This is a genomic window from Micromonospora hortensis (assembly GCF_022230935.1).
Classification (GTDB): Bacteria; Actinomycetota; Actinomycetes; order Mycobacteriales; family Micromonosporaceae; genus Micromonospora; species Micromonospora hortensis.
Window position 1 is genome coordinate 1 of record NZ_JAKKFE010000001.1, and the last position, 25,998, is coordinate 25,998.

Here is a 25,998-nt window from a genome sequence, read left to right on the forward strand (position 1 = left end):
TGGGCGGCGGCCCCGCCGGCGGGGTCGACCCCGGCCAGGGCTGCGACGGTACGACCGGCGCGGGCGATCCAGCCGGCGCGGGCGGGCTCACCGGAGCCGGCGCGGGTGGCGCGAGCGGCGCTCCCGCGTACGCCGGGGCAGGTAGCGGCTTGCGCAGCGGCAGGTCGGTCAGGGCGCCCTCGGCCACCGGCAACTCGGGCTGGTCCAGCACGGTCGGCGCGATCCCCAGCTCGGCGTGCAGCATGCGGGCCACCAGCGGGATTCGTGACGACCCGCCCACGAGGAACAACCCGTCGAGCTGATCGGGGCGCAGCCCGGCGGCGGCGATGACCTCCCGGGCCCGCTGCACCGCCCGGCGCAGCAGCGGCGTGGCCACCCGCTCGACGTCCGCCCGGGTCAGCTGGATCGTCTCGGCCACTCCCGGCACCGCGACCGGGGCGACCGTAGACCGGGACAGGGTTTCCTTCGCACCACGTACCTCGTCTGTGAGCCGGACCTGGTCGCGGCGCTGCGCCGGATCCGCCGGTCGGGTGAGCCGGGCCCACTGCGCGGCGTGCCGCTCATCGACCAACTCGCCGACCCGCCGCACCAGCGCCGCGTCGAGGTCCAGACCGCCCAGGTCGGGCAGGCCACCGTCGGCGACCACGCTGAAGCCGGAGTCACCCCAGGGGTCGGCGCCCTCGTTGCGCAGCACCGCGACGTCGAGCGTCCCGCCACCGAAGTCGAAGACCGCTATCGCCCCGCCGACCGGCACCGGACGGTGCAGCACCTGCGTGTAGTAGCGGGCGGCGGCCACCGGCTCCCGCAGCAGCCGGGTGCCGGGCGGCGTCGGCCCGGCGAGGGTGTGCTCGGCGGCCTGCGGCCAGCCCGCCCGCAGCAGCGCGTCGGCGAGGACCTGTCGCCGCGTCGCGTCCCAGGCGGCCGGGCAGGTGACCACGGCCGGCGGCAGGAAACCCACGGCGCCCACAGCTGCCCGGCCGACCGCCGCCAGCACCGCGGCGAGCAGGTCGGCCGGCGGGTACGCGCGGTCGCCGAGCCGCACTGTCGGCTCGTCCACCCGACGCTTCGGGTTCGCCTCGAACCGGGCCGGGTCGGCCTGCGCCAACCGGCGGGCGTCCCAGCCGGTGTGCAGGGTGCCGTCCGGGTCGGCGTAGACGGCGGACGGACTGAGCGGTTGACCGTCCATCAGCAGCGGACGGGTCCGCCCGTCCGGCCAGCGCAGCACCGCGACGGTGTTGGACGTGCCGAGGTCGATGCCGAGGGCGAAACCCTCGTGCTGGCCTGCCATTGCCCGATACCTCCGCCGCGACGAGGGGAACTCGACCCCGCATCGTACGCAGGCCCCGCCGCACCCCTGATCACTCGGTCCAGGGTCGTCCACTGCCTCCGGTCAGTGCGTGGAGTGGACGCCCACCACCTCGTTCTCGCTGGTCTCACCGGTCAGCTGGAACCCGAGTTTCAGGTAGAACTGCTCCGGGCCATCCGGCCCCGGCTCCCACGTCGTGTAGACGCGGTCGTGCCCACGTCGGCGGGCCTCGTCGCGAATGGCCTGTACCGCGAAGCGGCCGTACCCCCGGCCCTGGTGCTCGGCGGCGATGTTGAGCCGCCACAGCCCCGAGCGCCTGTCGTCCGATTGGGCCGGGTCCCACACGATGTCGAAGAAGCCCATCAGGAAGCCGACGATCTCATCATCCTGGACGATCAGACGCGGCCACGCGATCTCGGGCTGCGCGTACGCCTCGGCGAGGGACCAGGCGATCGGAGACGAGAACTTCTCCTGGTCGGGCCGCACGCTGACCCGGCACGCGGCCTCCACGTTGTCCTTGGTGATCATCTCCAGTCGCGGCACGCCGGCCACCCTACCGAGTGGGGCTGTGCAACAGGCCGTCGAGCAGCCCGCGCAGGCCGAACTGGAACCAGGTGTCCAGGTCGGCGTCAGGTGTGGTCTGCCCGGCCGCGGCCAGCCACTGTCGATCCCGGGTACGGCCGGTCCGCTCCAGCCGGGTGAGGGTCGCCGACCACCAGGCGTGGTAGGTGGTGTCGTCCTCGGGGTCACGCCGGATGAGCAGGGCCATGCCCTGGATGTAGCCGCTGAGCGCCAGGTAGGCGCGGAACGCCTCGGCCGGTTCGTACCCGGCGCTGGTGAACGCCGTCACCACCCGGTCGACCATGGCGAGTACCGCCGGCCCGGTCGGCGGCCGGTCGGTGGCGAGGATGGCCAGCAGCCAGGGATGTCCGCGGTACATCGCCCACTCGTCCCCGGCCAGCCGTTCGAGCCGTTGGCGCGGATCGCGCGGTAGTGGCGCGGTGCCGGGCGGGCGGGTGGCGGTGATCTGCTCGGCCATCGCGGCGAGGAGATCGACCCGGTTCCGGACGTGCCGGTAGACGGCGTGGGCGGGCAGGCCGGCGCGTTGGGCGAGGACCCGCAGGGAGACGGCGTCCAGACCGCCCGCGTCCGCCAGTTCGACCGCGAGGGCGACCAACCGGTGGCGCGGGTCGCCGCCGGTCGGCGCGGGCAGGTCCCGAATACGACGTGGGCTGCTGGTGGGGCCGTGCTCTCGACGCCTGCGGTACGCGCGGGCCTGGCAGCGACGGGAGCAGTAGCGGCGCGGGCGCCCCCGGCCGGTGCCGACGGGCAGGTCCGCCTCGCACTCGACACACCGGGCACTGAGCACGCCGCCTCCGGTTTCGTCACGGCACTCGTGTGGCGAAAGTACTACGGTCGAGCAGCCGGGCCGCCCCGATCGGTGCGTGCGGCGCGGAGCAGCCGGAGCTGACCGATCTCCGCGACGTTCTTCATCAGTTCGGAGTTGACCCAACCGATCGTGTGCGTGACGGTGTGGTCGGTCCCGTCCGGCCAGGGGAACGTCGCGATGCGGTCGAGGTCGCTGTCGCTGTCGCTGTCGCCGAACTGGTCGAGCAGACCCAGCCATTCGGTGCGCAGTCCACGCAGCCAGGCGACACTCGGCTCGCCCGCGCCCGGCCAGACAACGGCCGTGCGCTGCCGGGCTGATCCACCCCGGAGATGGTCCATCGCCACGGTCCACCACCAGCCGACGTGCCAGGTGAGCCAGCCGATCGTCGGCACCGGGACCGGGTCGGGTTCGGTGTCGGCCCAGTCCGGGGTCCAGGTGCCGTCGGTGCTCTGCCGCACCGACCAGCAGTGGTCGGCCGGCTCCCAGAGGAAGTCCGCATAGTCGAGTCGCTCAAGGTGGTACTCGAACAGCGACCACGTCAGGTCGAACTGCCAGCGCAGCAGGGCCAGGTTCGGTACGGACATCCGGAAATCCTGTCCGAACCCACCCCCACCGTCCACACAAATAACGCCACCCCACCCACCCGGTCGGGATGATCATGAGGTTGGCGGGGTCCGTGGAGATCGAATCACCCGCCAACCCCATGTTCAACGCGTGGGACCGGTAGGGGCGGGCGGGTCCGTGGGGCGGGCGGCGGGGTTGGTGGGGCAGCGGTCGGAGAGGGCGTAGCGGAGCAGGACCACGTCGCCGATCTGGCGGGCCTCGGCCAGACGGGCGCGGCGACCCGGGTGCCAGGGGAAACGACCCTCGCCGACGAAGCGGGGCGCCCGGCCGTCACCGACGAAGAACGGGGCGACCACCAGGTGCAGTTCGTCGGCGAGACCGGCGGCGAGGAACTGGGCGTGCACCGTCCCGCCGCCCTCCACCATCAACCGTTGTACGCCCCGCCCGGCCAGGTCGGTCAGCAACCACCCCGGGTCGACGGGCTCACCCGCGTCGATCACGGTGGCCAGTCGGCCGACCCGCTCCTCGGTCTTGTCCCGCGCGCCAGTGGCGCAGTAGACGAGCCGGGCCGAATCACCGGCGGTGAAGAAGCGGGCGCTCGGGTCGAGGTCGCCCTGAGCGGTCAGGGTGACCTTGGTGGGCGAGGCGGGTCGACCGGCCGCCACCCGCTCGGCCCGGCGGCTCGGGGAGCGCACCAGCAGCCGAGGATCGTCTCGTCGGACGGTGCCGGCGCCGACCAGGATGGCATCGCAGCTGGCCCGGACCGCATCGACGCGGTCCAGGTCCTCCTCGTTGGACAGCAGTAACCGCTGCTCGGAGGCGTCGTCGATGTACCCGTCGATGGAGGCGGCACAACTCAGCAGCACGTACGGCCGCGTCGGGCCCGGCCGCCAACTCATCGGGAGACGGGCCGCTCAGGCGCCCGGCCCGCGAGCACATCCGCCGCCTCGACCGCCTCGGCCGCCTCGACCTCCGCCGCCTTGGCCGCCTTCGCCGCCAGGTATTCGGCGTTGGCCGGCGAGAGGAAGACGCTGGTGAGCACCCGTTCGGCAACGTCCACGCCCAGCCGGGTCAACTGCTCGGCCTTGTCCGGGTTGCTGCTCAGCAGTCGGACCCGCGGCACGCCCAACGTGGCCAGCATCTGCGCGGCGGCGGTGTAGTCCCGCTCGTCCTCGCCCCGGCCCAGCGCGACGTTGGCCTGGTAGGTGTCCAACCCGGCGTCCTGCAACGCGTACGCGTCGAGTTTGGCGTACAGGCCGATGCCACGGCCCTCCTGCCGGAGGTAGAGCAGGAAACCGCCGGTCTCGGCGATCCGCTGCACCGCCTCGCGCAGTTGCGGCCCGCAGTCGCAGCGTTGGCTGCCGAACACGTCGCCGGTCAGGCACTCGCTGTGAGGACGGACCAGCGGGGCTACTCCCCCGGCGGCGAGCCGGTCCAGGGCACCCGCCCAGTCGCCGAGGCCGAGGGCCAGGTGCTCCCGACCGTCCACCAGGCCCTTGAAGGTGAACACCCGGGCTGTCGTGGTGTAGCCATCCGGAAACGCCAGCGGCACCGTGACCTGCGTGCGGATCGTGGCAACCGGCAATGCTTCGGGCATGGGACTCCTTTGTCCGGCGCCACCGCCGTCCGGCGACGCGTACCGTCTCACAACCGACTCAACATCCGCCGCCGGAGGCGGCTTCCCGAGCGGCGACCGGAATTCGACGCCGACGGGCCAGCAACACGGCGGCCCCGGGCAGGCTGGCCACCAACACCAGTGCGCCGTAGACGGTGGCGGTGGCGATGCCCTCGGCCGCGCTGAGGCCAGCCGCGCCGAACACCCACGCCGCCACCCCCTCGCGCGGCCCGAAACCGGCCACGTTCAACGGCAGGCCCATGGCGAGCAGGGCGAGCAACGTCAACGGCAGCAGTCGGGACAGCGGGGCGTCCGATCCGGCGGTACGCGCCGCCACCAGGAAGGTGGCCAGGTGACCGGCGACCATCACGGCCGAGGCGACCAGCACACCGAACCAGGTGCGCCGCGCCAGCAGGCCCGACCGTACGTCCGCCACGGCGGTACGCAGTGCCGTCGCCCAGCGCGACCCGCCACCGTTCGGGAGGACCCGGGCCAGCAGCACGACGACCAGCCCGCCGGCGACGAGCAGCGCGGCGGCGACCGGCAGGTACGGCCGGACCGGCGACGGGAAGGCGGCGAGCACCACCAGCGCGACCCCGACCAGGACCACCTGCCCGGCGGCACGCTCCCAGACCACAGCGCGGATGCCCCGGCTCACGTCGCCGGCGTCGCGGCCGTGGCGTACCGCCCGGTGCACGTCGCCGAGCACCCCGCCGGGCAGTGTGGCGTTGAGGAACACGGCCCGGTAGCAGTGCGCCACAGCGGTCGCCAGTGGCAGGCGTACGCCGAGGCCGCCGGCGACAAGGCTCCACCGCCACGCCGCGCAGACAGTGGTGAGCACCCCGATGACCAGCGCCGCAGCCAACGCTGACGCGTCGATCAGTCGTACTCCGGCGAGGAACGGGCCGCTGCCCACCTGCCACAGCAGGACGGCGAGCAGACCCACCCCGCCGACCACTCGTGCCCAGGCCCAGAACATCGGCGCCGGCCTCCTTTTTGAAGATCGTCCACTTGCCCTAGTGCACGTACCCAGGGCGTGAACGGTTCATCCACCCGCGAGGAGGTCAGTGTGTTCGACGAGCACCGTGAGTCGGCCGGTAGCCGCGTCGGCCAACCGGCGGCGGGCGTACGCCTGGGCGGGTTCGGCCAGGTCGGGGCGCTGCTCGCAGGCGGCCCCGAGCCATCCTCGGAACCATTCGGCGGTCAGGTCGGCCTGCTCCGGGCCGAGACGCCACGGGCTGAGCCGTTCCCGCACGTCGACGCCGAGCCGGGCGAACGCGGCCGCGGTGGCGGCGACGGCGTCCGGGCCGAGCAGCCGCCGGCCCTCGACGGTACGCCGCTGGTGGTCGTTGAACGCGGCCTCGACCGCCTCGTCGAGCGGGTCGGCCGGGGTGAACCGGACCCGCCCGGTCACCGAGATGGCGAACAGGGCTGGCCGGCCGACGCAGGCGGCCGCCACCCGTTCGACCTCCTGGGCGGTGAGCATGTCCAGCAACGCGGATGCGGTGACCAGGGAACCGTCGGCGAGGTCGTCGGCGGTCAGCCGGGTGAGGTCGCCACAGCGGGTGTGGACGGTGACCGGGGCGCCGTCGGCGGCTGTCACCCCCCGCATGCCCTCGGCGGCCCGGGCCAGCAGGTCGGCGTCCCGGTCGTGCAGCACCCAGTGCTGTGGTCCGGGTAGCCGGGTGGCCAGCCAACGACTCATCGACCCGGTGCCGCTGCCCAGGTCGTGGATCACCGTCGGGGTGTCGCCGGTCAGCCAGGCCCGGACGGCATCCAGCAGGTCCTCGGCGCGCGCCGCCGCGTCGGCCGGCTCACGCAGCCGCAGCCAGTCGGCGAACGGCAGGGTCTCCTCGGCGGTCATTCCGCCACCTCCTTCAGCACGCCGGCCAGCAACGCGGTGGTCACCGGCCAGTCGGTCAGGGTGTCGCGCCGGGCGAGAGCGGCCCGCCGCAGCCGGGCGCGTAGCGCGTCGTCGTCCAGCCAGCGGATCAGCGCGGCGGCCAGCGCCGCCGGGTCACCGGGTGGGACCAGCAGTCCCGGGCGGTCACCGCCGGGCGCGTGACCGAGCGCCTCCGGCAGCCCGCCCACCTCGGTGGTCACCACCGGCAGACCGCGGGCCAGCGCCTCGGTGACGACCATGCCGTACGTCTCGCCTCTCGACGGCAGCACCAGCAGGTCGGCGGCGGCGTACGCGTCGTCCAACGCCGCGCCGGTCAGCGGGCCGACCAGTCGCACCCGCTCGGTGAGGCCCGCTCCGGTCAACCGGTCGCGCAGCCGGTGCACCAGATCCGGTTCGCGGGCCAAAGTGCCCACGCAGAGCATCGTCCAGGGCCGGCCGACCAGCGTGGCCAATGCGTCGACCAGCACGTCGTACCCCTTGTGGTGGGTGACCGCCGCGACGCAGAGCAACCGGTCACCGGCCGCCGAGCCGGCTGCCGGCGGCGCGGGCCGCACCCCGGGCGGCGCGGCCCGGACCCGGCCGGCGAGGGCCGGATGGCGGGCCAGCAGGGCTCGGCGGGTCCACTCGCTGGTGGTGACGACGGCCCGGGCGGTGGCCAGCGCGCGGGCCTCCGGCTCGTCGTCCAGCGGCAGGTGCACCAGCAGCACCAGGCGCAGCCGACGGGCGTGCGGGGCGAGCAGGTCCGGCACGGCCGAGGCGATCAGGCCGTCGATCAGCACCACGGCGTCGTCGGGCGCGGCGGCGAGCACCCCGCCCAGCGTCGCCCGGTCGGCCGGATCGGGATGCGGCCACGTGCCGGGCACCGGATGCTCGTGCACCGACCAGCCGCGCTCGCCCAGACCGGCGCAGATCCGCCGGTCGTAGGAGTTGCCGCCGCTGGGCGTGGCCGGATCGTCGATGTCACCGGGCAGGACGACGTGCACCGCCCGGCCCGCTTCGGTCACAACGACCGCTCGTAGCTCGCCCAGGCGATGTGCGACTCGTGCAGGGTGACAGTGATACCGGTCAGGTCGCGCGCCCCCGCGCCCAGCTCACCGGCGTGCACGCGTTCGACCAGCCGGTCCGCGACCGTACGGGCCAGCACCTCGGTGGTGGTGTTCACCCCGGCGAAGGCCGCCTCGTCGTCGAGGTTGCGGTAGGTCAGCTCGCTCAGCACGGCCCGCAGCTGCTCGGTGGCCAGGCCGATGTCCACCACGATCCCGTCGGCGTCCACGTCGGGCCGGCGGAACGTCGCGTCCACCACGAACGTCGCGCCGTGCAGCTTTTGGGCGGGCCCGAACACCTCACCTCGGAAACTGTGGGCGATCATCATGTGGTCCCGAACGGTCACGCTGAACACGATCACTCTCCGTCTTCGTAGGTGATGAGGTGGCAGAGCGCGGGCAGGTCGCCCGAGGTCAGTCTGGCGAGCACGTCGGGTAGCTCCGCGAAGCGCGAGGCGCCGGTGATCAACGCGTCGAAGGCCGGGTCGTCGAGCAGGTCCAGGGCGAGCGCCAGTCGGTCGGCGTAACTGCGCCGTCCCCGTCGGGCTGGTGCCACCATGCCGACCTGGCTGCTGCGCACGCTGAGTCGACCCGAGTGGAACGCCCCGCCCAGTGACACCTGCACGGGGCGGTCGCCGTACCAGCTCAGCTCGATGACCGTGCCCTCCGGGGCGAGCAGGTCCAGCGACTGTTGCAGGCCGGCGGCGGTGGCGCTGGCGTGCACGACCAGGTCCCGGTCGCCACTGGCGTCGGCCGGGTTGGCGAAGTCGACGCCGAGGGCCCCGGCGACGCCGGCCCTGCGGGCGTCGGTGTCGACCAACTCGACGTGCACGCCGGGGAACCGAGCCAGCAGCGCCGCGACGCAGCAGCCCACCATGCCCGCGCCGATCACTGTGACCCGGTCGCCGACCAGCGGCGCCGCGTCCCACAGGGCGTTGACGGCCGTCTCCACAGTGCCGGCGAGCACCGCTCGGGCGGCCGGCACACCCTCCGGCACCGGCACCACGGCACTCACCGGCACGACGTACGCGCTCTGGTGCGGGTGCAGGCAGAACACCGTTCGCCCGAGCAGCTCCGGCGGGCCCTGCTCGACGACGCCGACGCTGAGGTAGCCGTACTTCACCGGGCCGGGAAACTCGCCCTCCTGAAACGGCGCGCGCATCGTGGCGTACTGGTCGGCGGGCACCCGGCCGGCGAAGACCAGCGTCTCGGTGCCCCGGCTGACCCCGGAGTAGCGGGTCCGGACCAGCACCTCGTCGGGGCCCGGGGCGGTCAGCGACACCGGCTGGATCTCGGCCACGCCGGGTTCGCGCACCCAGCAGGCGTACGCCTCGCGGATCACCGTCGCGCACCTCAGCTCTGCTCCGGACCGAATCGAACGGCCGTGTCGGTCCCCGGTCGGGGGTTGTCGATCATAAACACGGAAGTTCGGTGCGCACAGTTCGAAGCCCGCCCGGCAGGGCCACCATTCGGACAAACACGGCATAAGGGTGTTTTTGCCCCTATAAGCTCCCCTGGCACATTCGAACCAACGGGGGCGTGATGAGGATTTCGTGGTGGGGTAGCCGCAGGTCACGGGCGACGGCGCTGGCCGCCGTCGCGGGCGTGCTGGCGGTCAACGGCCTGCTGGTGCCGGCGCCTGGCGCACCCACCCCGATCAACCCGGTACTGGCCGCCGTCGACGAGGCCATCGGCCCCGTCGACCCGGTCGCCGAGGCGCTGAGCTTCGGCGTGATGACCGAGGGCAACGCCACAGTGAACAACGACGAGAACGAGGGAACCCTCGCCGTCGGCGGCGATCTCACCTTCGGCAACTACCAGCTCGCCGGCGCGACCGCCGGATCGTTCGTGGTGCCCGGCGACGCCAACCCCACCGCCCTGGTCGTGGGTGGACGGGTCAACTTCGCCGGCAGCGTCGGCGGCAGCCGCCTCCAGGTGCTCTCCAACGGCTACGCCAAGGTCGGCAACCTGACCGGCACCTTCGTCCGTAACACCGACAACAACGGCGCCCAGGTCAACACCCGGATCCTGCCGGCGAACGACTACGACGCCTCACCCCGGGTGGAGCTGGTCACCCGGCAGCCGGTTGCCAGCGTCGGGCCGACCTCGCCGATCAACTTCGCCGGGGCGTTCGCCGCCTTCCGGGACACCACGGCCGGCCTGGCCACCTGCGACAACACAGTGGTGCTGCGGACGCCGAACGGTGACGTGCTGCCCCGCCCGATCCCGCCGGGCAGCAACGCCGTCGTCACGTTGACCCCGGGCGTGACGAACGTGCTCAACCTGACCGCCGCCGACCTGGCCAACATCCAGACCCTGACCTTCGCGAGCCAGCCGACCGCCGACACGCCACTGCTGGTCAACGTGGACACCAGCGGCGTGGGCAACACGTTCGCCTGGACCGCGCCGAACTTCGCCGGGATCGGTGGGCCGCAGGCGCGCTACGTCCTGTTCAACTTCCCGACCGCCACCGCGCTCACCCTCACCCCGAACGCCGCCACCGTCGAGGGCACCATCTACGCCCCCAACGCCAGCCTCACCGACCTCTCCTCCAGCAACACCGAGGGCAGCGTCATCACCCGTACGCTTGACCACCGCGGCGGCGAGATCCACTACTTCCCGTTCAGCACCACGCTCTCCTGCGCCGGCGCCACGCCCGCCGACATCGCCCTGATCAAGTCGTCGACCACCACGCTGATCACCAGCGTCGGTCAGCAGGTGCCGTACTCGTTCCACGTGGTCAACACCGGCGGCGTCCCGCTGACGGCCATCTCGGTCACCGACGTGCAGACCCCGCCGTCGTCGAACGCCAACCTCGGCCCGATCACCTGCGCCGCGACCACCCTCGCGCCAGGGGCTCAGACCGCCTGCACGGCCACCTACACGGTCACCCAGGCCGACCTGGACAACGGCGGCGTCACCAACGTCGCCACCGCACAGGGCAGCCCACCCACCGGTCCACCGGTCGTCTCCGACCCGAACTCCCTGACCATCCCGGCGCCGGCGCTCACCGCCGCCGTCACCGTGGTGAAGTCGTCCACCACCACCTCGATCACCTCGGTCGGGCAGCAGGTGCCGTACCGATTCCTGGTCGCCAACACCGGCGGCCTGACCCTGACCAACGTGGCCGTCACCGACGTGCAGACACCGCCGTCGTCGAACGCCAACCTCGGCCCGATCACCTGCGCCGCCACCACCCTCGCACCCGGCGCGAGCACCACCTGCACCGCCACCTACACGGTCACCCAGGCCGACCTGGACAACAACGGCGTCACCAACGTCGCCACCGCACGGGGCACCCCGCCCGGCGGCGGTACGCCGGTCACCTCGCCGCCCTCGACGCTGACAATCCCCGAAGCCGGCCTGATCGCGGCGATCGCCATCCTGAAGACCTCGACCACCACATCGATCACCACTGTCGGGCAACAGGTTCCGTACCAGTTCCACCTGCTGAACATCGGCGGATTCACCCTGACCGGCGTGAACGTGACCGACGTGCAGACACCGCCGTCGTCAAACGCGAACCTCGGCCCGATCACCTGCGCCGCCACCACCCTCGCACCGGGCGCGCAGACCCTGTGCACCGCCACCTACACGGTCACCCAGGCCGACCTGGACAACGACGGCGTCACCAACGTCGCCACCGCGCACGGCACCCCAACGGTCGGCGCACCTGTCAACTCGACGCCCTCGACACTCACCATTCCGGAGACCGGCCTGGTCGCCTCCATCGCGATCCTGAAGACCTCCACCACCCCGTCGATCACGTCGGTCGGGCAGCAGGTGCCGTACCAGTTCCACGTCGTCAACACCGGTGGGTTCACCCTCACCGGAGTGACAGTCACGGACACGCAGACACCGCCGTCGTCCAACGCGAACCTCGGCCCGATCACCTGCGCCGCCACCACCCTCGCCCCCGGCGCGCAGACCACCTGCACCGCCACCTACACCGTCACCCAGGCCGACCTGGACTTCGGCTCGGTCCGGGACAGCGCGACCGCCCAGGGCACACCACCCGGCGGTCGGCCGCCCGTACAGTCGCCGCCGGCCACCCTGACGATCCCGAGCGACGTGGTCGTGCCCGGCATCTCAGTGGTGAAGTCGTCGACCACCACGTCGATCACGGCGGTTGGTCAGCAGGTGCCGTACCGGTTCCTGGTGGCCAACACCGGCGGCGTGACGCTCAACGACGTGAACGTGACCGACGTGCAGACCCCACCGTCGTCAAACGCCGACCTCGGCCCGATCACCTGCGCCGCCACCACCCTCGCGCCCGGCGCGAACACCACCTGCACCGCCACCTACACCGTCACCCAGGCCGACCTCGACAACGACGAGGTCACCGACGTCGCCACCGCACACGGCACACCGGCCGGCAGCGACGACCCGATCGACTCGACGCCCTCGACGCTGACCATTCCGGCGGCCGACCTGATCCGGTCGATCTCGCTGCTGAAGTCGTCCACCACCGTCTCGATCAACACGGTCGGGCAGCAGGTGCCCTACCGGTTCCTGGTGGCCAACACCGGCACCGTGACGCTGTCCTCGGTGAACGTGACCGACGTGCAGACACCGCCGTCGTCGAACGCCGACCTCGGCCCGATCACCTGCGCCGCCACCACCCTCGCACCCGGCGCGAACACCACCTGCACCGCCACCTACACCGTCACCCAGGCCGACCTCGACAACAACGGCGTCACCAACGTCGCCACCGCACACGGCACACCGGCCGGCAGTGACACGCCGATCGACTCGACGCCGGCGACGCTCACCATTCCGGACGCGGGAGTCATCGCCGCGATCCAGGTCGTGAAGACCTCCACGACCGTGGCGATCACCGCGGTCGGTCAGCAGGTCCCGTACCGGTTCCACCTGGTCAACACCGGTGGGCTCACGCTGACCAACGTCAACGTGACAGACGTGCAGACCCCGCCGTCCTCCAACGCCGACCTCGGCCCGATCACCTGCCCGGTCACCACCCTGGCGCCCGGCGCGAGCACCACCTGCACCGCCACCTACACCGTCACCCAGGCCGACCTCGACAACAACGGCGTCACCGACGTCGCCACCGCACACGGCACACCGCCGGGCGGGGGAGCTCCGGTCGACTCGCCGCCGTCGACACTGACCATCCCGGAGTCCGGCCTCGTCGCCGACATCGAGGTGATCAAGTCGACGACCACTGTGGCGATCGCCGCGCCGGGCCAGCAGGTGCCCTACACCTTCCTGGTCGTCAACACCGGCGGTTTCACCCTCACCAACGTGACGGTCAACGACACGGTGCTGCCGCCGTCCGAGCGTGGTGTGCTCGGGCCGATCACCTGCGGTCCGCAGAACATCCCGAACGGCGCTGTGACGTTGTCGCCGGGCGCCTCCATCCAGTGCCGGACGACCTACACGGTGACCGCTGAGGACTTCGCCGGCTCGTCGCTGCGCAACGTCGCCACGGCCACCGGTACGCCCCCGTTCGGACCGCCGCCGGTATCCCCACCGTCGCCCGTGGACATCCCGATCCCCCACCCGGCGATCGCCATCACCAAGTCGGTGACGCCCACAGTGGTGTCCTCGGCAGGCGATGTGGTCACGTACCGGTTCGTGGTGACCAACACCGGTACCACAGCGCTCAGCGCGGTGACCGTCGACGAGACCGACTTCTCCGGCACCGGAACGCCCGGGGCGATCACCTGCGGCACGCCGCCGGTCGCCAACGGCGCGGTCAGCCTGGCCGCCGGGACGAGCACCACCTGCACGTCGACCTACGCGGTCACCGCTGCGGACGTCGAGGCCGGCCGAATCACCAACACGGCCGTCGCGGCCGGCACGCCGCCGACCATCCCCGGCCAGGCCCCACCCGCACCGGTACGCTCCGCGCCGGCCTCCGCCGAGGTCACAGCCACCCGTGGCGCGGCGATCACCGTGGTGAAGTCGAGCAGCACCGACAAGATCGTCCGACCGGGGCAGCACGTGCCCTTCCAGTTCGTGGTCACCAACACCGGTCAGGTGTCGCTGACCGGGGTGACGATCACCGACGCGCTGACCGCGCCGGCCTCGGCTGCCAACCTCGGCCCGATCACCTGTGGTCCGGAGCGGACCCCGAACGGTTCCGTCACCCTCGCGGCCGGTGCCGCGGTGACCTGCACGGCGACGTACACGGTCAGCAAGGCCGACTACCACAACGGGTCGCTGCGCAACACCGCGACGGCGACCGGCACCCCGCCGGACGGCCCGGCGCCGGTCTCGCCCGAGTCCACCATCACCATTCCGGTGAAGGGCAAGCTCCCAGTGACCGGTACGTCGTTCCCGGCCGGGCTCTGGATGGGCGCCGGCGTGCTGGCGGTGCTCCTGGGCGCGGCGCTGCTGCTGGTCGTCCGGCAGCGCAGGATCCGCGCCTAGCGCGGACCTGATCGCGGGGGTCGGACCGGAGGGGAACCGGTCCGGCCCCCACGGCAGGTCACCGCCACCGCGCGGCAGGCGATCCGCTCCAGCGCGCGATCAACGAGCTGGCCCGACACCTTCGCGTGACGAACGTCGATGGCGGCGACTGCTTGGAGAACAGCCAGTAATCCCTTCGGTGTGGACTGTCGGCAAGCCGGCCGATCGGGTGTCATCCGAGGTCATACGGCCTGATGGCGATCATGCCAGTCGGGTTCGGCGGGCGCGACTGCTGTACTTCGTTGTTGTACTTCCGGCCGCTGTCTGGTCCAGCCGATGAAGCGGCGGTGCAGGGTGCCGGCGGGTGCCCAGGGCATGTCCTCTGTGGCTTGAATGAGGTAGGCACCGAGGTAGAGGGCCAGCGACACCGGCGCGTCTGCGTACTCCGCGCGCAGTTCACGCCGCCGCGTCGGACACGGCCACGGCAGGTCACAGCCGCCACAGCTCCAGATCGGCATGACCGGGCCGTGGCTAGTCATCGCGCACCGCCGAGAAGCCGGAAGACGCTCGGGCGAGCCTGCCGACTGGTCACCCACTCCACCCGCCAACACGGGTACGGAACCAACCTCGCCCACCACACCAGGTAACCGACACACCAGCCGTCCAGCCCTCGGACGTGCACCGCGAGGATCACCCGCTCCAATGCACCGCTCACTGCTCACCTGCCTGCGGCCAGTGCCCGCGATTGATCGGTAACCGGTGCTGTGCACGGCAGGGCAGGGCGACCCCACAACGACAGATTCGCCCCTGGAGCTGCGAGGACCACACCGGTCGATGCCGCCGCGCGAAGGTCAGCGCAGTGGCCGAGATGTACTCGTCATACGACACGCGCCGGTTGCTCACCGTTGACCGGCCGGACGAACTGGTTACGCGTCGGGTCACTGGAGGCCCTCCGGTCGACGTGCGCTGAGGTGGTCCGCCGATTCGTGATGGCCCTGGCACCGCCGCAGTTGCCTCGCGTGGTCGAGTAGACGCTGCTGCGCCGCCGCCTGCTCAGCGTCCTGGTACCGCTGTCCGGTCCCGGACGGTGGCGGCGGCTGAGGCCGCCGAAACAGCCACCGCATCAACGCGCACAGCTCAGACCAGATCGCCACAGACTCGCCCCCTCGATCGAGCAACAGGGGGCGGCGGCGAGACTCTGTCCGGCTCTATCGGGTGTCAAGCAGGCACAGTCTCGCCGCCGCCAGTGACGGGAACGCTACGAGTGGTCACCGGTTGCGGCAGGGAGAGTTTGTACCTCAGGGAGGGTTACCCGATCACGCCGATGGCGAGGGCCAACTCTCGGGCGTCCTCACCGACCGTGCCCGGCCGGTTCGACAGCTCCAGGGCGACAGAGCGGGCGTACGGGTTGTGTCGCACCGTGTCGACGCTCTCCCGCAATGCCCGGCCGAGCAGGTGCACCGCCGCGACCTCCCCACGGTCCAGCAGGTGCGCCCGCGCGGCATCGATCAGCGCGGCAGCCCGGCGGGTCTGCGAGGGCAGCGCCCGATAGTCGGTGGTGTCGGCCCGCCGCACCGCCTCACCCGTGCGGCACAGGTCCGCCTCGATGGTGACCGCGTACGCCGCACACGCCGCCGAACCGAACATCAACCATGGATGGACGTACCCACCGCCGAGCCGGCTCGCGGCCGAGTCGGCACCATCCCACGCCCGCCAGGCCCGACCGGCCCTGCCGGCCTTGCTGTGCCCCAGCGCGATGCCGAGCTGCACCTGACCCCACCGCGCCAACTGCTCACCACCCGCCGCAGGGTCGACCAGAGCCGCAGCCTCGACCAGGACCTGCTCGGCGGCATCCACCTGGTTCGCGCCCCGATAGACGTGCGCGTAGTACCAGGCAGCTACCGCCATCGCAGCAGGGTCGTCGGCGTCCTGGGCGGCTGACATCGCCCGGTCGGCAGCCAGCCACACCAACTCCGGCAACGGCTGGTGCGCCAGGTACAACTGCACCAGGTGATACACCCGCGCCAGCTCCACCAACGCCAGCCGACGGTCCCCGCCGTCGAGCATCCGGGCACTCCGCTGCGCATCCGTCAGCAACCCCGGAAGCACCGCCGCCACCGCCGTACGCTCAGTCGTCGACCGATGCCACAACGCCCACGCCTGATCCACCAGATCGCGCATCACGGCAATCGGCGTCACCGCGCCCACGGGCACCGACGCCCGCTGCATCACCGCAGCCACCTTGCCGACCTCGGTATGCCCCGCCCTGGTCACCGACGCCACCGGCAACGACTGATCACCGGTCAGATCCGCTAGATCCGAGATGTCGAGCACCTCGGCCAGCCGCAGCAGCATGGGCAGGCGTGGCGGCAGTAGCCGGCCATTTTCCAACGCCTTGACCCACTCTGCGCTACGCCCGACCAGCCCGCCGAGAACGGGTCGAGTCTTCCCTCCACGCTCGCGATACATCCGCAGGCGCGCACCAAAGGCCGCAGGATCGCTCATCATCGTCTCCCAGGTAGGGGTCCGGGCAGCGGACCACCAGCCACTACACGGCAGACCACCACAATCGACGGTACCCCCGACACCGCACCGACGCGCCCCACCACGACGGCTAATACCGCAACCGCCAGGCGAACGCTTCCGACCTTCGGCACAACCAGGCCCGGGGGCCACATCAACCCCTCGCTTGTAAGTTCTGGGCGCTCCGTCCGGCGACGTCTGCCCACGTGCGGGACCTCGGGCGGCTGTCCGCGCTCTACTGCCAGCGGCTACCCCTGTCTGGGCCAGTTGCTGTCAGCGCTGCCGTCACACACGGTCTAGGATTCACTAGCGCTTCCGGCGGCGCGCCTAGCCTCACCTGGGCGGGCCTTGCTTTAGGCCAATTCCGCTGCTTGACCATCCCGCACATGCTCAAGATCTTGCAGATCCGGGGAACGTGGCGATGCCTCAGCGGCTGCAGGTCGTTCGGGCTCAGCGAGGGGGACCAGTCCCCTGCGGGCGCGAGCCAATGCAACTTCTGCTCTGACCTCCCTTGCCAGAAGCAGGCGTCGCAGCAGGGACCCCCAGACCAGGTGTCGACGCCAGCCGAACCTATACCTGAAGGCGGTCGAAAAGAGCTGCACATAGGCCCAGCCCGAGATGATCCGGACGGGCGGGGACTCGACAAGACTCTTTCTGATGTTCATTTCCGAACCAGTTAGGCGAGGTGGCTGGTCCCAGGCGTATCGGGCATGCTCGGCCACGTCAATCCGAAGACGTGTCACGAGGCGGATGTAGAATTCGCCCATCTCTGGACTGTCTGCGCTAACCCAACCCGAGTAGTAGGCCAACCGATCAGTGATATCCGATCCAAGTTCGGCGAGCGCCTTGCGGGTTTCCGCATCGTCAGCTACCCGCCGTTCGATCCTGTAGGGAAAGTTGCTCCATTCAGCGAGAGCCTTTGCGGCTTCGGCATACCCTTCTCGCAATCGGTCGACATGCGTTGAGCCTCTATCCAGAAGCTTTCCTACAAATGCGGCGAGAACAGACGACGTCAAGACGAGTCCCAGGAAAACGACCCACACACTTGCTCCGGCAACCTCTCTCAATCTTCCTCCTCCAGCCTGATTCACCCGACAGCGACGCGCAGGAGTGGAACGAATCTTTAGCGCCTGGGGCTGCCGATCGAATCAATCGCCAACTCCTTCACCCTGCCTTCTCACCGGAAACCCCTCAGAAAATATGCCCTCCTCGTAGAGAAACTCCACAAGGGACGTTGCTACGGCTGCTGCCGCGTCCAACAGTTCGATCAATAGCGCGCTATGAATACCTGCACCGAGGGGTGTTTGCATCTCGCCGAAAATTGGGAACTGCCTACGCCTTGTCGGCTCGCCGACGTATGCCTTCATGAAACGCCGCGTAGCGTTCCATTCATTCATCACGCGGTACGCCCTTTCCACCGCGTCGGACGGGATGGTTGCATGTGGACTCGCGCGAGATACGAGGATTTCTCCGTCTGGCCCCTCGACCGTGAAGAGAACAGCGTGGCGGTCCCACATCGCCAACAATTCGCCATCTTCGGTCTTGACGCTGCGAATTTCAAGCATATCCAATGCTTCGGCTATTCGCTCGGTCGACAGCTTCGAAGACGGCGTCGGCTCTGCAAGTGCATCTGTCTCAGCGCGACGTTGCCGAAGCATTTTGTTAGGGGCTGGCGTGAAAGCCGGCGTTAATCGACCCAAGGCTGCAATTAGCTGCCCCCACGTCTCGTTAAGTCGCATCGCTCTCTCCCGCTTGGACTAGCGCCGATTGGGCGCTTGCAGCACCAGTTATTGGCGTTTCCACCTGCTCATGCGTGAGATTCGGCAACCGTTGCTGAGCTGCAGTCTGCACAATCTTCTCGACAACAAGCGGAGCGGCAACTCCGAGAACGAAGGCAGCAAATGCCGTCGACACCTGCCCCGAAGAGCCTGCAGGCGCGGCGAGTCCCGCACCCGCCGCAACTCGGACCAGCACCATGGATGCGTACGGGAGCGGCTGCGGCTCGGTCGCCCATCGCCAGGGCCATCCGCCTACACGCCGTATCGCCGCCGCGAAGGCAAGTCCCTCGACCACGAATCCGCCGATTGCACCCCACATTGCGGCTTCCAGTGGTGGCATGCGATCAATCTAGGCAAGAGTCTGAGCGATGTCAGCCATCCTGGCCGGCCTTATGGATGTCGGAATCCTGTCGCTAGTCTGTGAAGCGGGGCCTTTCACATACCCCACCATCCTCACTGTCTGCCGCCGACCCGCCCACTGGGGAGCGGGTCACCGCATGGTCCGCCAGGTCAAGACGGGCGGAGACGCGCCGACGTACTCCCAACCATCTCGGAGTCGTCGTGCCCCCGCCGGAGGCACGGCAACCGCAACTTACTGGCGATGCCGGCTCAGGCCATTAGGCGATCAGGACCCGGGTGAAGAACGCCAGGGTGTCGCGGATCAGCGGCTCCAGCGGCACCCCGCCGAAACAATGGTCGGCGCCCGGCACCACCGACAGCTCGACCTCGGCCCCCACCGCGGTCAATGCCGCGGCAAGCTCCTCGCTCTGCCCCACCGGTACGACCACGTCCTGGTCGCCGTGGATCAGCAGCATGGGTGGGGCCTGGTCGGTGACGTAGGTGATCGGACTGGCCACCCGGCCCAGACCCGGGTTGTCGGCCAACGGGGCGCCGATCAGAAGGGACTCGGGCGAGTCCGCCGCGTCGTGGTTGATCGTTCCGGACGGGTGTGCCTGCGACTGCATGGTCAAGAGGTTCGATGGCGCGTACCAGCAGACCGCCGCCCGGACGTCACTGTCGTCCTGGTCGTCCCCCGTCAGCGCGACCATCGAGGCCAGGTGTCCACCGGCCGACTCGCCCCACACCCCGATCCGCTCGCGGTCCACGCCCACCTGGTCGCCGTGTCGGCGCAGCCATCGCACCGCCGCCTTGACGTCGTCGAGTTGAGCGGGAAAGTGCGCCTCGCCGCTGAGTCGGTACTGCGCGGAGGCGACAGCGAACCCGGCACGGATGGCGGCGGCGAACGGATCCGCTTCCATGAGCCAGTCCGCGGGTTGCTTGGGCGAGCCGAACAGCCACGCGCCGCCGTGGATCCACACCAGAACCGGGACGGGTTGGGGTGCCTCCACTGGAACGACAAGATCCAAGGTCAGTGGACGGAGGCCCGGCACCTCGTTGACGATGATGTCATGGTGCTCGATCCGGTCGCTCCAGCGCTTGGATGCCGCATTGGTCATCGGGCCATTTTCGCATCGACGTCGACCGCCCGGACCGGACGCGGACCTGCCTATTTGATCACCCCTTGTCCTGCGCGGCGGCGGGGCGGGCCCGGACGCACAGCCGCTCCCCCTGCGGCCCGAAGAGGCTGAGGCCTCGGCGGTGCCGGGGGCGGAGTTGACGGAGCGGCGGACCGTCCCTGGGATGCGCCGGGCGGGCGTCCGTCGGACAGCGACCGCATTGATACCTTGGGTCACGAAGGGCGTGCCGCTGCAGCTGGCCTTCGATGGGCTTCGGCCTGCGCCGTGCCGACGCGCGGAGGTCCGCTCCCCGGTGACCGGCTTCGGTGAACGGCAGGTCACCGGTGTCCGAGTTGGCGTGAGCCTTGACGTCGTCCGCGGCGGCATTCGGGGCCCAGGACCGGGCCGAGACGAGAAGGATGGAGCAGTACATGATCGTTCCGCAGGGGTTCCGCGCGGTGGTCGCGAACGCCGGGCTCAAGGATGACGAGGACGACTTCGCCGCCCTGGTCTCCGAGGTGCCAGCGGTCAGCGCCGCGGTGTTCACCCGCTCCCGGTTCGCCGGCCCCAGCGTCCTGCTCAGCCGTTCGGCGGCGTCGACATCGTCCGCCCGCGGCGTCGTGGTGCTCTCCCGCAACGCGAACGTGGCCACCGGCAAGGAGGGGCTGGAGAACGCCCGCGAGGTGCGGTCCACAGTGGCTCGCGCCGCCGGACTGGACGACGACGAACTGCTCATCGCCTCGACCGGGGTGATCGGGAAGCAGTATCCGATGCCGAGGGTGCGACAGCGCCTGGCCGATCTTCGGTGGCCCTTTCCGCCTGCCGATTTCGACCGGGTCGCCCGGGCGATCATGACCACCGACACCACGCCCAAGGTGGTGCGGGCCAGCTGCGGAGCGGCGAGCATCGTCGGCGTCGCGAAGGGCGTCGGCATGATCGAACCGAACATGGCGACCCTGTTGACCTTCTTCTGTACCGACGCCCGCATCGAGCCGGCCGAGCTGGACCGGGTGTTCCGGTCGGTCATCGCCCGCACTTTCAACGCGGTCAGCATCGACACCGACACCTCCACGAGTGACACGGCGGCGGTCTTCGCCAACGGCCTGGCCGGGCCGGTCGATCTGGACGAGTTCGAACAGGCGTTGTATACGGTCGCGCTGGATCTGGTGCGGATGGTCGCCCGCGACGGCGAGGGCGCCAGCAAACTCATCGAGGTCCGGGTCAGCGGTGCCCGGGACGGCGAGCAGGCCAAGCGGGTGGGCAAGGCCGTCGTCAACTCGCCGCTGGTGAAGACAGCCGTGCACGGCGCGGACCCGAACTGGGGCCGGGTAGCCATGGCGGTCGGCAAGTGCGAGGACGACGAAGACATCGACCAGCAACGGGTCCGGATCGGCTTCGGCGGTATCGAGGTGTATCCGGCGCAGGCCACCGAGGAGACGCTGGTTCGGCTGCGGCGCCACCTCGAAGGCGACGACGTGGTGATCGAGGTCGACCTGGGTATCGGCGCCGGCGCCTTCACCGTGTACGGGTGCGACCTGACCGACGGATACATCCGGATCAACGCTGACTACACCACCTGAACGGCGGCGCGTCCGGGGCTACTGCTGCTTGTCGGGCCTGGCCGGGCGGGCGCGGACGTGCAACCGCTCCCCCTGCGGCCCGAAGAGACTGAGGGCTTCGGCGGTGCCGGGGCCGGGGTTGAAGAAGAGGTGCGGGATGCGGGTGTCGAACTCGGCCACCTCTCCCGGGGTCAGCGTCAGATCGCGGTCACCGAGCAGCAGGCGTAGCCGGCCGGAGAGCACGTAGAGCCACTCGTACCCCTCGTGGGCCTGCGGGATTCGGCCCCCGGCGGACGGGTCCGGCGGGAAGATCTGCTTGAAGGCCTGGACACCGCCCGGTCGGCGGGTCAGCGGCAGGTACGTCACGCCGTGGATGACTATCGGTTTGGGGCGTACCCGGGGGTCGCCGGTGGCGGGGGCGTCGACCAGTTCGTCCAGCGCCACCTGGTAGGCCCTCGCCAGCGGGAGCAGTAACTCCAGGGTGGGGCGACGGCTCCCGGACTCCAGCCGGGACAGGGTGCTCACCGAGATGCCGGTCAGGTCGGCGAGCTGGGTCAGCGTGGTCCCGCGTTGGTGACGTAGGGCACGCAGCCGGGGGCCGACTGCCGCCAGGGCGGCGCTGTCCTCGTTTGCCATAACGGCAAGGATAGTTGCCACCCTGCCGGCGGCGACGGATGGTGGGCGCAGCCGACGAAGCAAGAGGGAGATACCGGTGGACGAGACATACGACGTGGTGGTGGTGGGCGGCGGCGCCGCAGGGCTCAGCGGAGCCCTGGCGCTGAGCCGGGCCCGACGGTCGGTGCTGGTGATCGACTCCGGTGAGCCGCGCAACGCACCGGCCGACCGGGTGCACAACTACCTGGGCCGGGAGGGGACGCCGCCGGGCGAGCTGCTCACGATCGGCCGGGCCGAGGTGGCCGGGTACGGCGGGCAGTTCCGCACCGGACGCGTGCGGGCGGCGACCCGGGACGACGACGGGTTCCGGCTGAGCGTGGACGGCGGGGACTCGGTGCGGGCCCGCCGGCTGCTGGTGACCACCGGTCTGACCGACGAACTGCCCGACGTGCCCGGCCTGGCCAAGCGGTGGGGTCGTGACGTGCTGCACTGCCCGTACTGCCACGGCTGGGAGGTTCGGGACCGCCGCATCGGCGTCCTGGCGACCAGCCCGCTGAGCGTGCACCAGGCCGAGATGTGGCGACAGTGGAGCTCCAGCGTGCTGCTCCTCCTGCACGACTCCCCCGCACCCGACGCGGAGACCGCCGAGCGGCTCGCCGCCCGCAGCATCGCTGTGGTGCCCGGCCCGGTCGCCGCGGTGGAGGTGACCGACGACGCGCTGACCGGTGTACGGCTCGCCGACGGCCGGGTGGTGGCGCTCGACGCGATAGTGGTGGCGACGCGGCTGACTCCCCGCTCCGATGTGCTGGTGGGGCTCGGCCTGGCCCCGGAGGAGGTGATGATGGGTGAGCACGTCATCGGCGCCCAGATCTCCGCCGACGCCACCGGCGCGACGACCGTCCCGGGTGTCTGGGTGGCGGGCAACGTGGCCGACATTCGCGGTCAGGTGATCACGTCCGCCGGGGCCGGTCTGAACGCGGCGGCGGCGATCAACGCCGATCTCATCGCCGAGGAGACCCGGGACGCGGTGGCCGCGTACCGGCAGTTGGTGGCCACGACGTTCGAGGAGCCGGCGTGGGAGGAGCGCTACCAGTCCCGGCCGTCGGTCTGGAGTGGCCGACCGAACCCGCAGCTGGTCGCCGAGGTCACCGATCTGGCCCCGGGGCGCGCGCTGGACGTGGGCAGCGGCGAGGGCGGCGACGCGGTGTGGTTGGCCGAGCGCGGCTGGCAGGTGACGGCGGTGGACATCTCCAGCACGGCGTTGAGCCGGGCCGCCGCGCACGCCGAGGCCGCCGGCGTGGGCGATCGGATCGAGTTCACCCACGCCGACCTGCGGGACAAGCCGCCCACCGAGGAGGCGTACGACCTGGTGTCCGCGCAGTTCATGCACCTGCCCCCGGAGCAGCGGCGGGAGTTGTTCGGCCGGCTGGCCGCGGCGGTGGCACCGGGCGGTGTCCTGCTGATCGTCGGGCACCACCCGTCGGATCTGTGGGGGTCGGCGCACCGGATGCACATGCCGGACATGATGTACACCGCTCAGGACGTGGCCGCCGATCTGGAGCCGGCTCACTGGGAGGTGCTGGCGGCTGAGGAACGCTCCCGCCTCGTCACCAACCAGAACGGCGAGGACATCACCCACCACGACGCGGTCCTGGTGGCCCGCCGACGCTGACCTCGCGCCGAGGTGACCTGCGTCGATCATGGAGTTGTGGTGGATGACAAAGGTGGTGGAGCACCACCTTTCCGGCACCGCGAGTCCATGATCGGCGCGGGATCGGGGGAACGCGGGACGGCAACGTGAGAGGTGGTGGGGCAGGACTTCGCATGAGGTCCGGTCGGCGGTAGCGTTGCGCCACACTGACGGCCCGTGGGGCAGGCGACCGCCGACCCTGACGCCCCGATCGTACGGAGGATGGTGCATGTCCATCGGCGCTGAGCCGCACGCAGCACGCGACGATGCGGCCTCCCGGCCGAGCTTCGAGCTCGCCCTGCGCGGATACGACAAACGCCAGGTGGACCGGCACCTGGAGCAGCTCGACGGCCAGATAGCCATGCTGAGCGGAGAGCACGGGCGCTCCGCCGTCCGCGTCCGTGAACTGACCGCCGAGGTGCAGCGGCTGCGCGCCGAACTGGCTGAGCTTCAGGAGCAACCCGTGCAGGTGGACCGCGCTTCGTTCCACGATCTGGGCCCGATGGTCGGCGAGATCATGGCGCTCGCCGAAAAGCAGGCCGGCATCATCACCGAGTCGGCCACCGACCGGGCCAACGAGCTGCGCAGCGAGTCCGAGCGGATCCTCGCCGACACCCGTGAGCGGGCCGCGCAGGCACGTCAGGATCTGGCCGAGGAGCTGGCCGCCCGGCGGACCGAGCAGGAGCAGGCGCACGAGGAACGGCGCACCCACGCCGAAGCTGAACTGACAGCGATCCGCGAGCACGCCGAGCAGTTGCGGGCCGACGGTGAGGCCGCGCACGAACGCGCCCAGCACGAAGCCAAGCGGATCACCGAGCAGAGCGCACAGCAGCTCAACCAGACCCGGGTCGCCGCCGACGCGCTGATGAAGTCGGCCCGTACCCAGATCCAGCAGGAACTCCAGTCGGCCCGCTCCAAGCACCAGCAGGAGATGGCCCAGTGGCAGGCCACCGTGGAGCGCGAGGTCAACGAGCGGCGTACCGCCGCCGAGCAGGACATCGCCGAACAGCAGGCCGCCGCCGAGCAGGAGCTGGCCGAGGAGCGCAGCGCGACCGAGCAGCAGATCGCCGCGCTGCTGGCCGAGGCGCAGCAGCACGTGACCGAGCTGCGCAACCGCGCCGACGAGCAGGCCGCCAGCCATCAGCAGCAGCTCGCCGCCCTGCAGAAGGAGCTTGAGGAGCGCCGGCAGGAGGCCGCCGAGCTGAACGCCGAGCTGGACACCGGCCGCCAGCAGCTCGCCGAGATCCGCCAGGAGGGCGAGACGCTGGAGAACGAGCTGTCCCGAATGCAGCAGCGACTCGGTGAGGTCCGCCGGGACCTGACCGCCGAGAGTGCCCGGTTGGACGAGGCCCGGCGTGCCGGGGACTCCGCCGAGCGGCACGCCAAGGATGTCCGCGCCCGCGTACAGCGGGAGGCGAAGCGGGTGGCCGACCTCGCCGCCGCCGCGGTCATGGCCGCGGCAGCCGGCGGTACGGAGACCGCTGAGTACCCGATGGTGGGTTCCCGCTCCAGCGCCGACCGACCCGCCCCGGAGCGGGTAGGCGTCGAGCGGCTCACCGTCGAGCGCGTGGGCGTCGACCGGTACTCCGCCGAGCGACCCGCCGTGGACGACGCGGACGCCGATCGCGCCACCGCCGACCGCGCCCCGCTCAACGCCGCGCCTGCCGACCGGAGCCCGGTCCAGAGCGGCTACGCCGACCTGACCCCGGTAGGCCAGGCCAACGGCGACCGGTCCCCGACCGAGCAGGCGAACGGCGACCAGGCCCCAGCCGAGCAGGCGAACGACGAGCATGCTGGCGCACCGGCAGTGGCGGACGAGTCGGTGGCCTCCGACCGTACGGCAAGCCGGGACGTGAGCGCCGACGACGCCGAGCCGACCTTCCCTCGGCACATCGGCACTGACACACCGACGCCCGTACCGTTCCTCGCCTTCGGGCAGCCGGTCAGCGAGAACGGCGCCGTCCGGCACTGACCTCAGCAGCGATCGAACCCGGGCCCGAAGCGAATCCGCGCGGGCCCGGGTCCCGTCCCCGCCGATCTTGCGGTTTCGGTCGCCGAGATGCACGGAATGCCCCCTACGTCGCGACAGTAAGTGCAAGATCGCGGAATGGGGGCGGCCCGGGCGGATTCTGCGCGGAACCGGGTCGCGGTGCCCGTTTGAGCTGGCAGGCTGGGCTGGCCGC

At 70.9% G+C, this 25,998-nt stretch carries 21 protein-coding genes and 1 pseudogene; 5 read left to right on the forward strand and 17 right to left on the reverse strand.

Annotated elements, in window-relative coordinates:
* The 11 genes from NIE111_RS00005 to NIE111_RS00055 all read right to left on the reverse strand — a co-directional run.
* On the reverse strand, window positions 1-1,288 hold a 1,288-nt coding region (locus NIE111_RS00005), incomplete at its 3' end, for an Hsp70 family protein (RefSeq protein WP_238682380.1).
* A gap of 102 nt (window positions 1,289-1,390) precedes the next feature.
* Entirely contained in the window at window positions 1,391-1,834 is a 444-nt protein-coding gene (locus NIE111_RS00010; RefSeq protein WP_238682603.1) for a GNAT family N-acetyltransferase, read from the reverse strand.
* Window positions 1,835-1,859: 25 nt separating this feature from the next.
* Entirely contained in the window at window positions 1,860-2,675 is an 816-nt protein-coding gene (locus NIE111_RS00015) for a TetR/AcrR family transcriptional regulator (RefSeq protein ID WP_238682381.1), read from the reverse strand.
* A gap of 41 nt (window positions 2,676-2,716) precedes the next feature.
* Window positions 2,717-3,280 carry a DinB family protein gene (locus NIE111_RS00020; RefSeq protein WP_238682382.1) on the reverse strand — a complete coding sequence of 188 codons (564 nt, stop codon included), beginning with the start codon at window positions 3,278-3,280 and terminating at the stop codon, window positions 2,717-2,719.
* A gap of 123 nt (window positions 3,281-3,403) precedes the next feature.
* Entirely contained in the window at window positions 3,404-4,159 is a 756-nt protein-coding gene (locus tag NIE111_RS00025; RefSeq protein ID WP_238682383.1) for a RibD family protein, read from the reverse strand.
* Window positions 4,156-4,857: a GTP cyclohydrolase II gene (locus tag NIE111_RS00030; protein ID WP_238682384.1), complete on the reverse strand. Its 702-nt coding sequence runs from the start codon at window positions 4,855-4,857 to the stop codon at window positions 4,156-4,158. Before NIE111_RS00030 ends, NIE111_RS00025 begins: the two co-directional genes overlap by 4 nt.
* A gap of 58 nt (window positions 4,858-4,915) precedes the next feature.
* Complete coding sequence (locus NIE111_RS00035; protein ID WP_238682385.1) at window positions 4,916-5,854, reverse strand: lysylphosphatidylglycerol synthase transmembrane domain-containing protein; 939 nt, start codon at window positions 5,852-5,854, stop codon at window positions 4,916-4,918.
* 66 nt (window positions 5,855-5,920) lie between these two features.
* Complete coding sequence (locus tag NIE111_RS00040; RefSeq protein WP_238682386.1) at window positions 5,921-6,739, reverse strand: class I SAM-dependent methyltransferase; 819 nt, start codon at window positions 6,737-6,739, stop codon at window positions 5,921-5,923.
* Window positions 6,736-7,782, reverse strand: a complete 1,047-nt coding sequence (locus NIE111_RS00045) for a glycosyltransferase family 4 protein (RefSeq protein ID WP_238682387.1) — start codon at window positions 7,780-7,782, stop codon at window positions 6,736-6,738. The genes NIE111_RS00040 and NIE111_RS00045 overlap by 4 nt, the downstream gene beginning before the upstream one ends.
* Complete coding sequence (locus NIE111_RS00050; protein ID WP_238682388.1) at window positions 7,779-8,177, reverse strand: 6-pyruvoyl trahydropterin synthase family protein; 399 nt, start codon at window positions 8,175-8,177, stop codon at window positions 7,779-7,781. Before NIE111_RS00050 ends, NIE111_RS00045 begins: the two co-directional genes overlap by 4 nt.
* Window positions 8,178-8,179: 2 nt before the next feature.
* On the reverse strand, window positions 8,180-9,163 hold the full coding sequence (locus NIE111_RS00055; RefSeq protein WP_238682389.1) for a zinc-dependent alcohol dehydrogenase: 984 nt from the start codon (window positions 9,161-9,163) through the stop codon (window positions 8,180-8,182).
* Window positions 9,164-9,363: 200 nt separating this feature from the next.
* Between NIE111_RS00055 and NIE111_RS00060 the strand changes: the two are divergent.
* Window positions 9,364-10,740, forward strand: a pseudogene (locus NIE111_RS00060) (choice-of-anchor A family protein); the annotation flags it as partial.
* Between the two features lie 105 nt (window positions 10,741-10,845).
* Entirely contained in the window at window positions 10,846-14,214 is a 3,369-nt protein-coding gene (locus NIE111_RS32495) for a CLIPPER-2 domain-containing protein (RefSeq protein ID WP_443677119.1), read from the forward strand.
* A 221-nt stretch (window positions 14,215-14,435) separates the two neighbouring features.
* Here NIE111_RS32495 and NIE111_RS00070 read toward each other — a convergent pair whose 3' ends face one another.
* The 5 genes from NIE111_RS00070 to NIE111_RS00090 form a co-directional block, all read right to left on the reverse strand.
* Window positions 14,436-14,732: a hypothetical protein gene (locus NIE111_RS00070; RefSeq protein ID WP_238682390.1), complete on the reverse strand. Its 297-nt coding sequence runs from the start codon at window positions 14,730-14,732 to the stop codon at window positions 14,436-14,438.
* A complete protein-coding gene (locus NIE111_RS00075) occupies window positions 14,729-14,908 on the reverse strand; it encodes a hypothetical protein (RefSeq protein ID WP_238682391.1) in 180 nt (59 codons plus the stop codon). The genes NIE111_RS00070 and NIE111_RS00075 overlap by 4 nt, the downstream gene beginning before the upstream one ends.
* A 593-nt stretch (window positions 14,909-15,501) precedes the next feature.
* A complete protein-coding gene (locus NIE111_RS00080; protein ID WP_238682392.1) occupies window positions 15,502-16,698 on the reverse strand; it encodes a helix-turn-helix domain-containing protein in 1,197 nt (398 codons plus the stop codon).
* A gap of 1,166 nt (window positions 16,699-17,864) precedes the next feature.
* On the reverse strand, window positions 17,865-18,455 hold the full coding sequence (locus tag NIE111_RS00085; protein WP_238682393.1) for a type III secretion system chaperone family protein: 591 nt from the start codon (window positions 18,453-18,455) through the stop codon (window positions 17,865-17,867).
* Between the two features lie 656 nt (window positions 18,456-19,111).
* Window positions 19,112-19,951, reverse strand: a complete 840-nt coding sequence (locus NIE111_RS00090) for an alpha/beta hydrolase (RefSeq protein WP_238682394.1) — start codon at window positions 19,949-19,951, stop codon at window positions 19,112-19,114.
* Window positions 19,952-20,382: 431 nt separating this feature from the next.
* Here NIE111_RS00090 and argJ point away from each other — a divergent pair, with 431 nt between their 5' ends.
* Window positions 20,383-21,531, forward strand: coding sequence for a bifunctional glutamate N-acetyltransferase/amino-acid acetyltransferase ArgJ (argJ, locus tag NIE111_RS00095; protein WP_238682395.1), 1,149 nt, complete (start codon window positions 20,383-20,385; stop codon window positions 21,529-21,531).
* Window positions 21,532-21,549: 18 nt separating this feature from the next.
* Here argJ and NIE111_RS00100 read toward each other — a convergent pair whose 3' ends face one another.
* Entirely contained in the window at window positions 21,550-22,146 is a 597-nt protein-coding gene (locus NIE111_RS00100) for a helix-turn-helix domain-containing protein (protein WP_238682396.1), read from the reverse strand.
* Between the two features lie 76 nt (window positions 22,147-22,222).
* Here NIE111_RS00100 and NIE111_RS00105 point away from each other — a divergent pair, with 76 nt between their 5' ends.
* Both NIE111_RS00105 and NIE111_RS00110 read left to right on the forward strand, forming a co-directional pair.
* On the forward strand, window positions 22,223-23,797 hold the full coding sequence (locus NIE111_RS00105; protein WP_238682397.1) for a bifunctional NAD(P)/FAD-dependent oxidoreductase/class I SAM-dependent methyltransferase: 1,575 nt from the start codon (window positions 22,223-22,225) through the stop codon (window positions 23,795-23,797).
* 247 nt (window positions 23,798-24,044) lie between these two features.
* On the forward strand, window positions 24,045-25,787 hold the full coding sequence (locus NIE111_RS00110) for a coiled-coil domain-containing protein (RefSeq protein WP_238682398.1): 1,743 nt from the start codon (window positions 24,045-24,047) through the stop codon (window positions 25,785-25,787).
* The last annotated feature ends 211 nt before the right edge of the window (window positions 25,788-25,998 follow it).

Coding starts and splice junctions, on each gene's coding strand:
- NIE111_RS00110 (WP_238682398.1), top strand. CDS start 24,045: ATGTCCATCGGCGCTGAGCCGCACGCAGCACGCGACGATGCGGCCTCC.
- NIE111_RS00090 (WP_238682394.1), bottom strand. CDS start 19,951: ATGACCAATGCGGCATCCAAGCGCTGGAGCGACCGGATCGAGCACCAT.
- argJ (WP_238682395.1), top strand. CDS start 20,383: ATGATCGTTCCGCAGGGGTTCCGCGCGGTGGTCGCGAACGCCGGGCTC.
- NIE111_RS00035 (WP_238682385.1), bottom strand. CDS start 5,854: ATGTTCTGGGCCTGGGCACGAGTGGTCGGCGGGGTGGGTCTGCTCGCC.
- NIE111_RS00100 (WP_238682396.1), bottom strand. CDS start 22,146: ATGGCAAACGAGGACAGCGCCGCCCTGGCGGCAGTCGGCCCCCGGCTG.
- NIE111_RS00080 (WP_238682392.1), bottom strand. CDS start 16,698: ATGAGCGATCCTGCGGCCTTTGGTGCGCGCCTGCGGATGTATCGCGAG.
- NIE111_RS00025 (WP_238682383.1), bottom strand. CDS start 4,159: ATGAGTTGGCGGCCGGGCCCGACGCGGCCGTACGTGCTGCTGAGTTGT.
- NIE111_RS00085 (WP_238682393.1), bottom strand. CDS start 18,455: ATGCGACTTAACGAGACGTGGGGGCAGCTAATTGCAGCCTTGGGTCGA.
- NIE111_RS00010 (WP_238682603.1), bottom strand. CDS start 1,834: ATGATCACCAAGGACAACGTGGAGGCCGCGTGCCGGGTCAGCGTGCGG.
- NIE111_RS00020 (WP_238682382.1), bottom strand. CDS start 3,280: ATGTCCGTACCGAACCTGGCCCTGCTGCGCTGGCAGTTCGACCTGACG.
- NIE111_RS00040 (WP_238682386.1), bottom strand. CDS start 6,739: ATGACCGCCGAGGAGACCCTGCCGTTCGCCGACTGGCTGCGGCTGCGT.
- NIE111_RS00030 (WP_238682384.1), bottom strand. CDS start 4,857: ATGCCCGAAGCATTGCCGGTTGCCACGATCCGCACGCAGGTCACGGTG.
- NIE111_RS00070 (WP_238682390.1), bottom strand. CDS start 14,732: ATGACTAGCCACGGCCCGGTCATGCCGATCTGGAGCTGTGGCGGCTGT.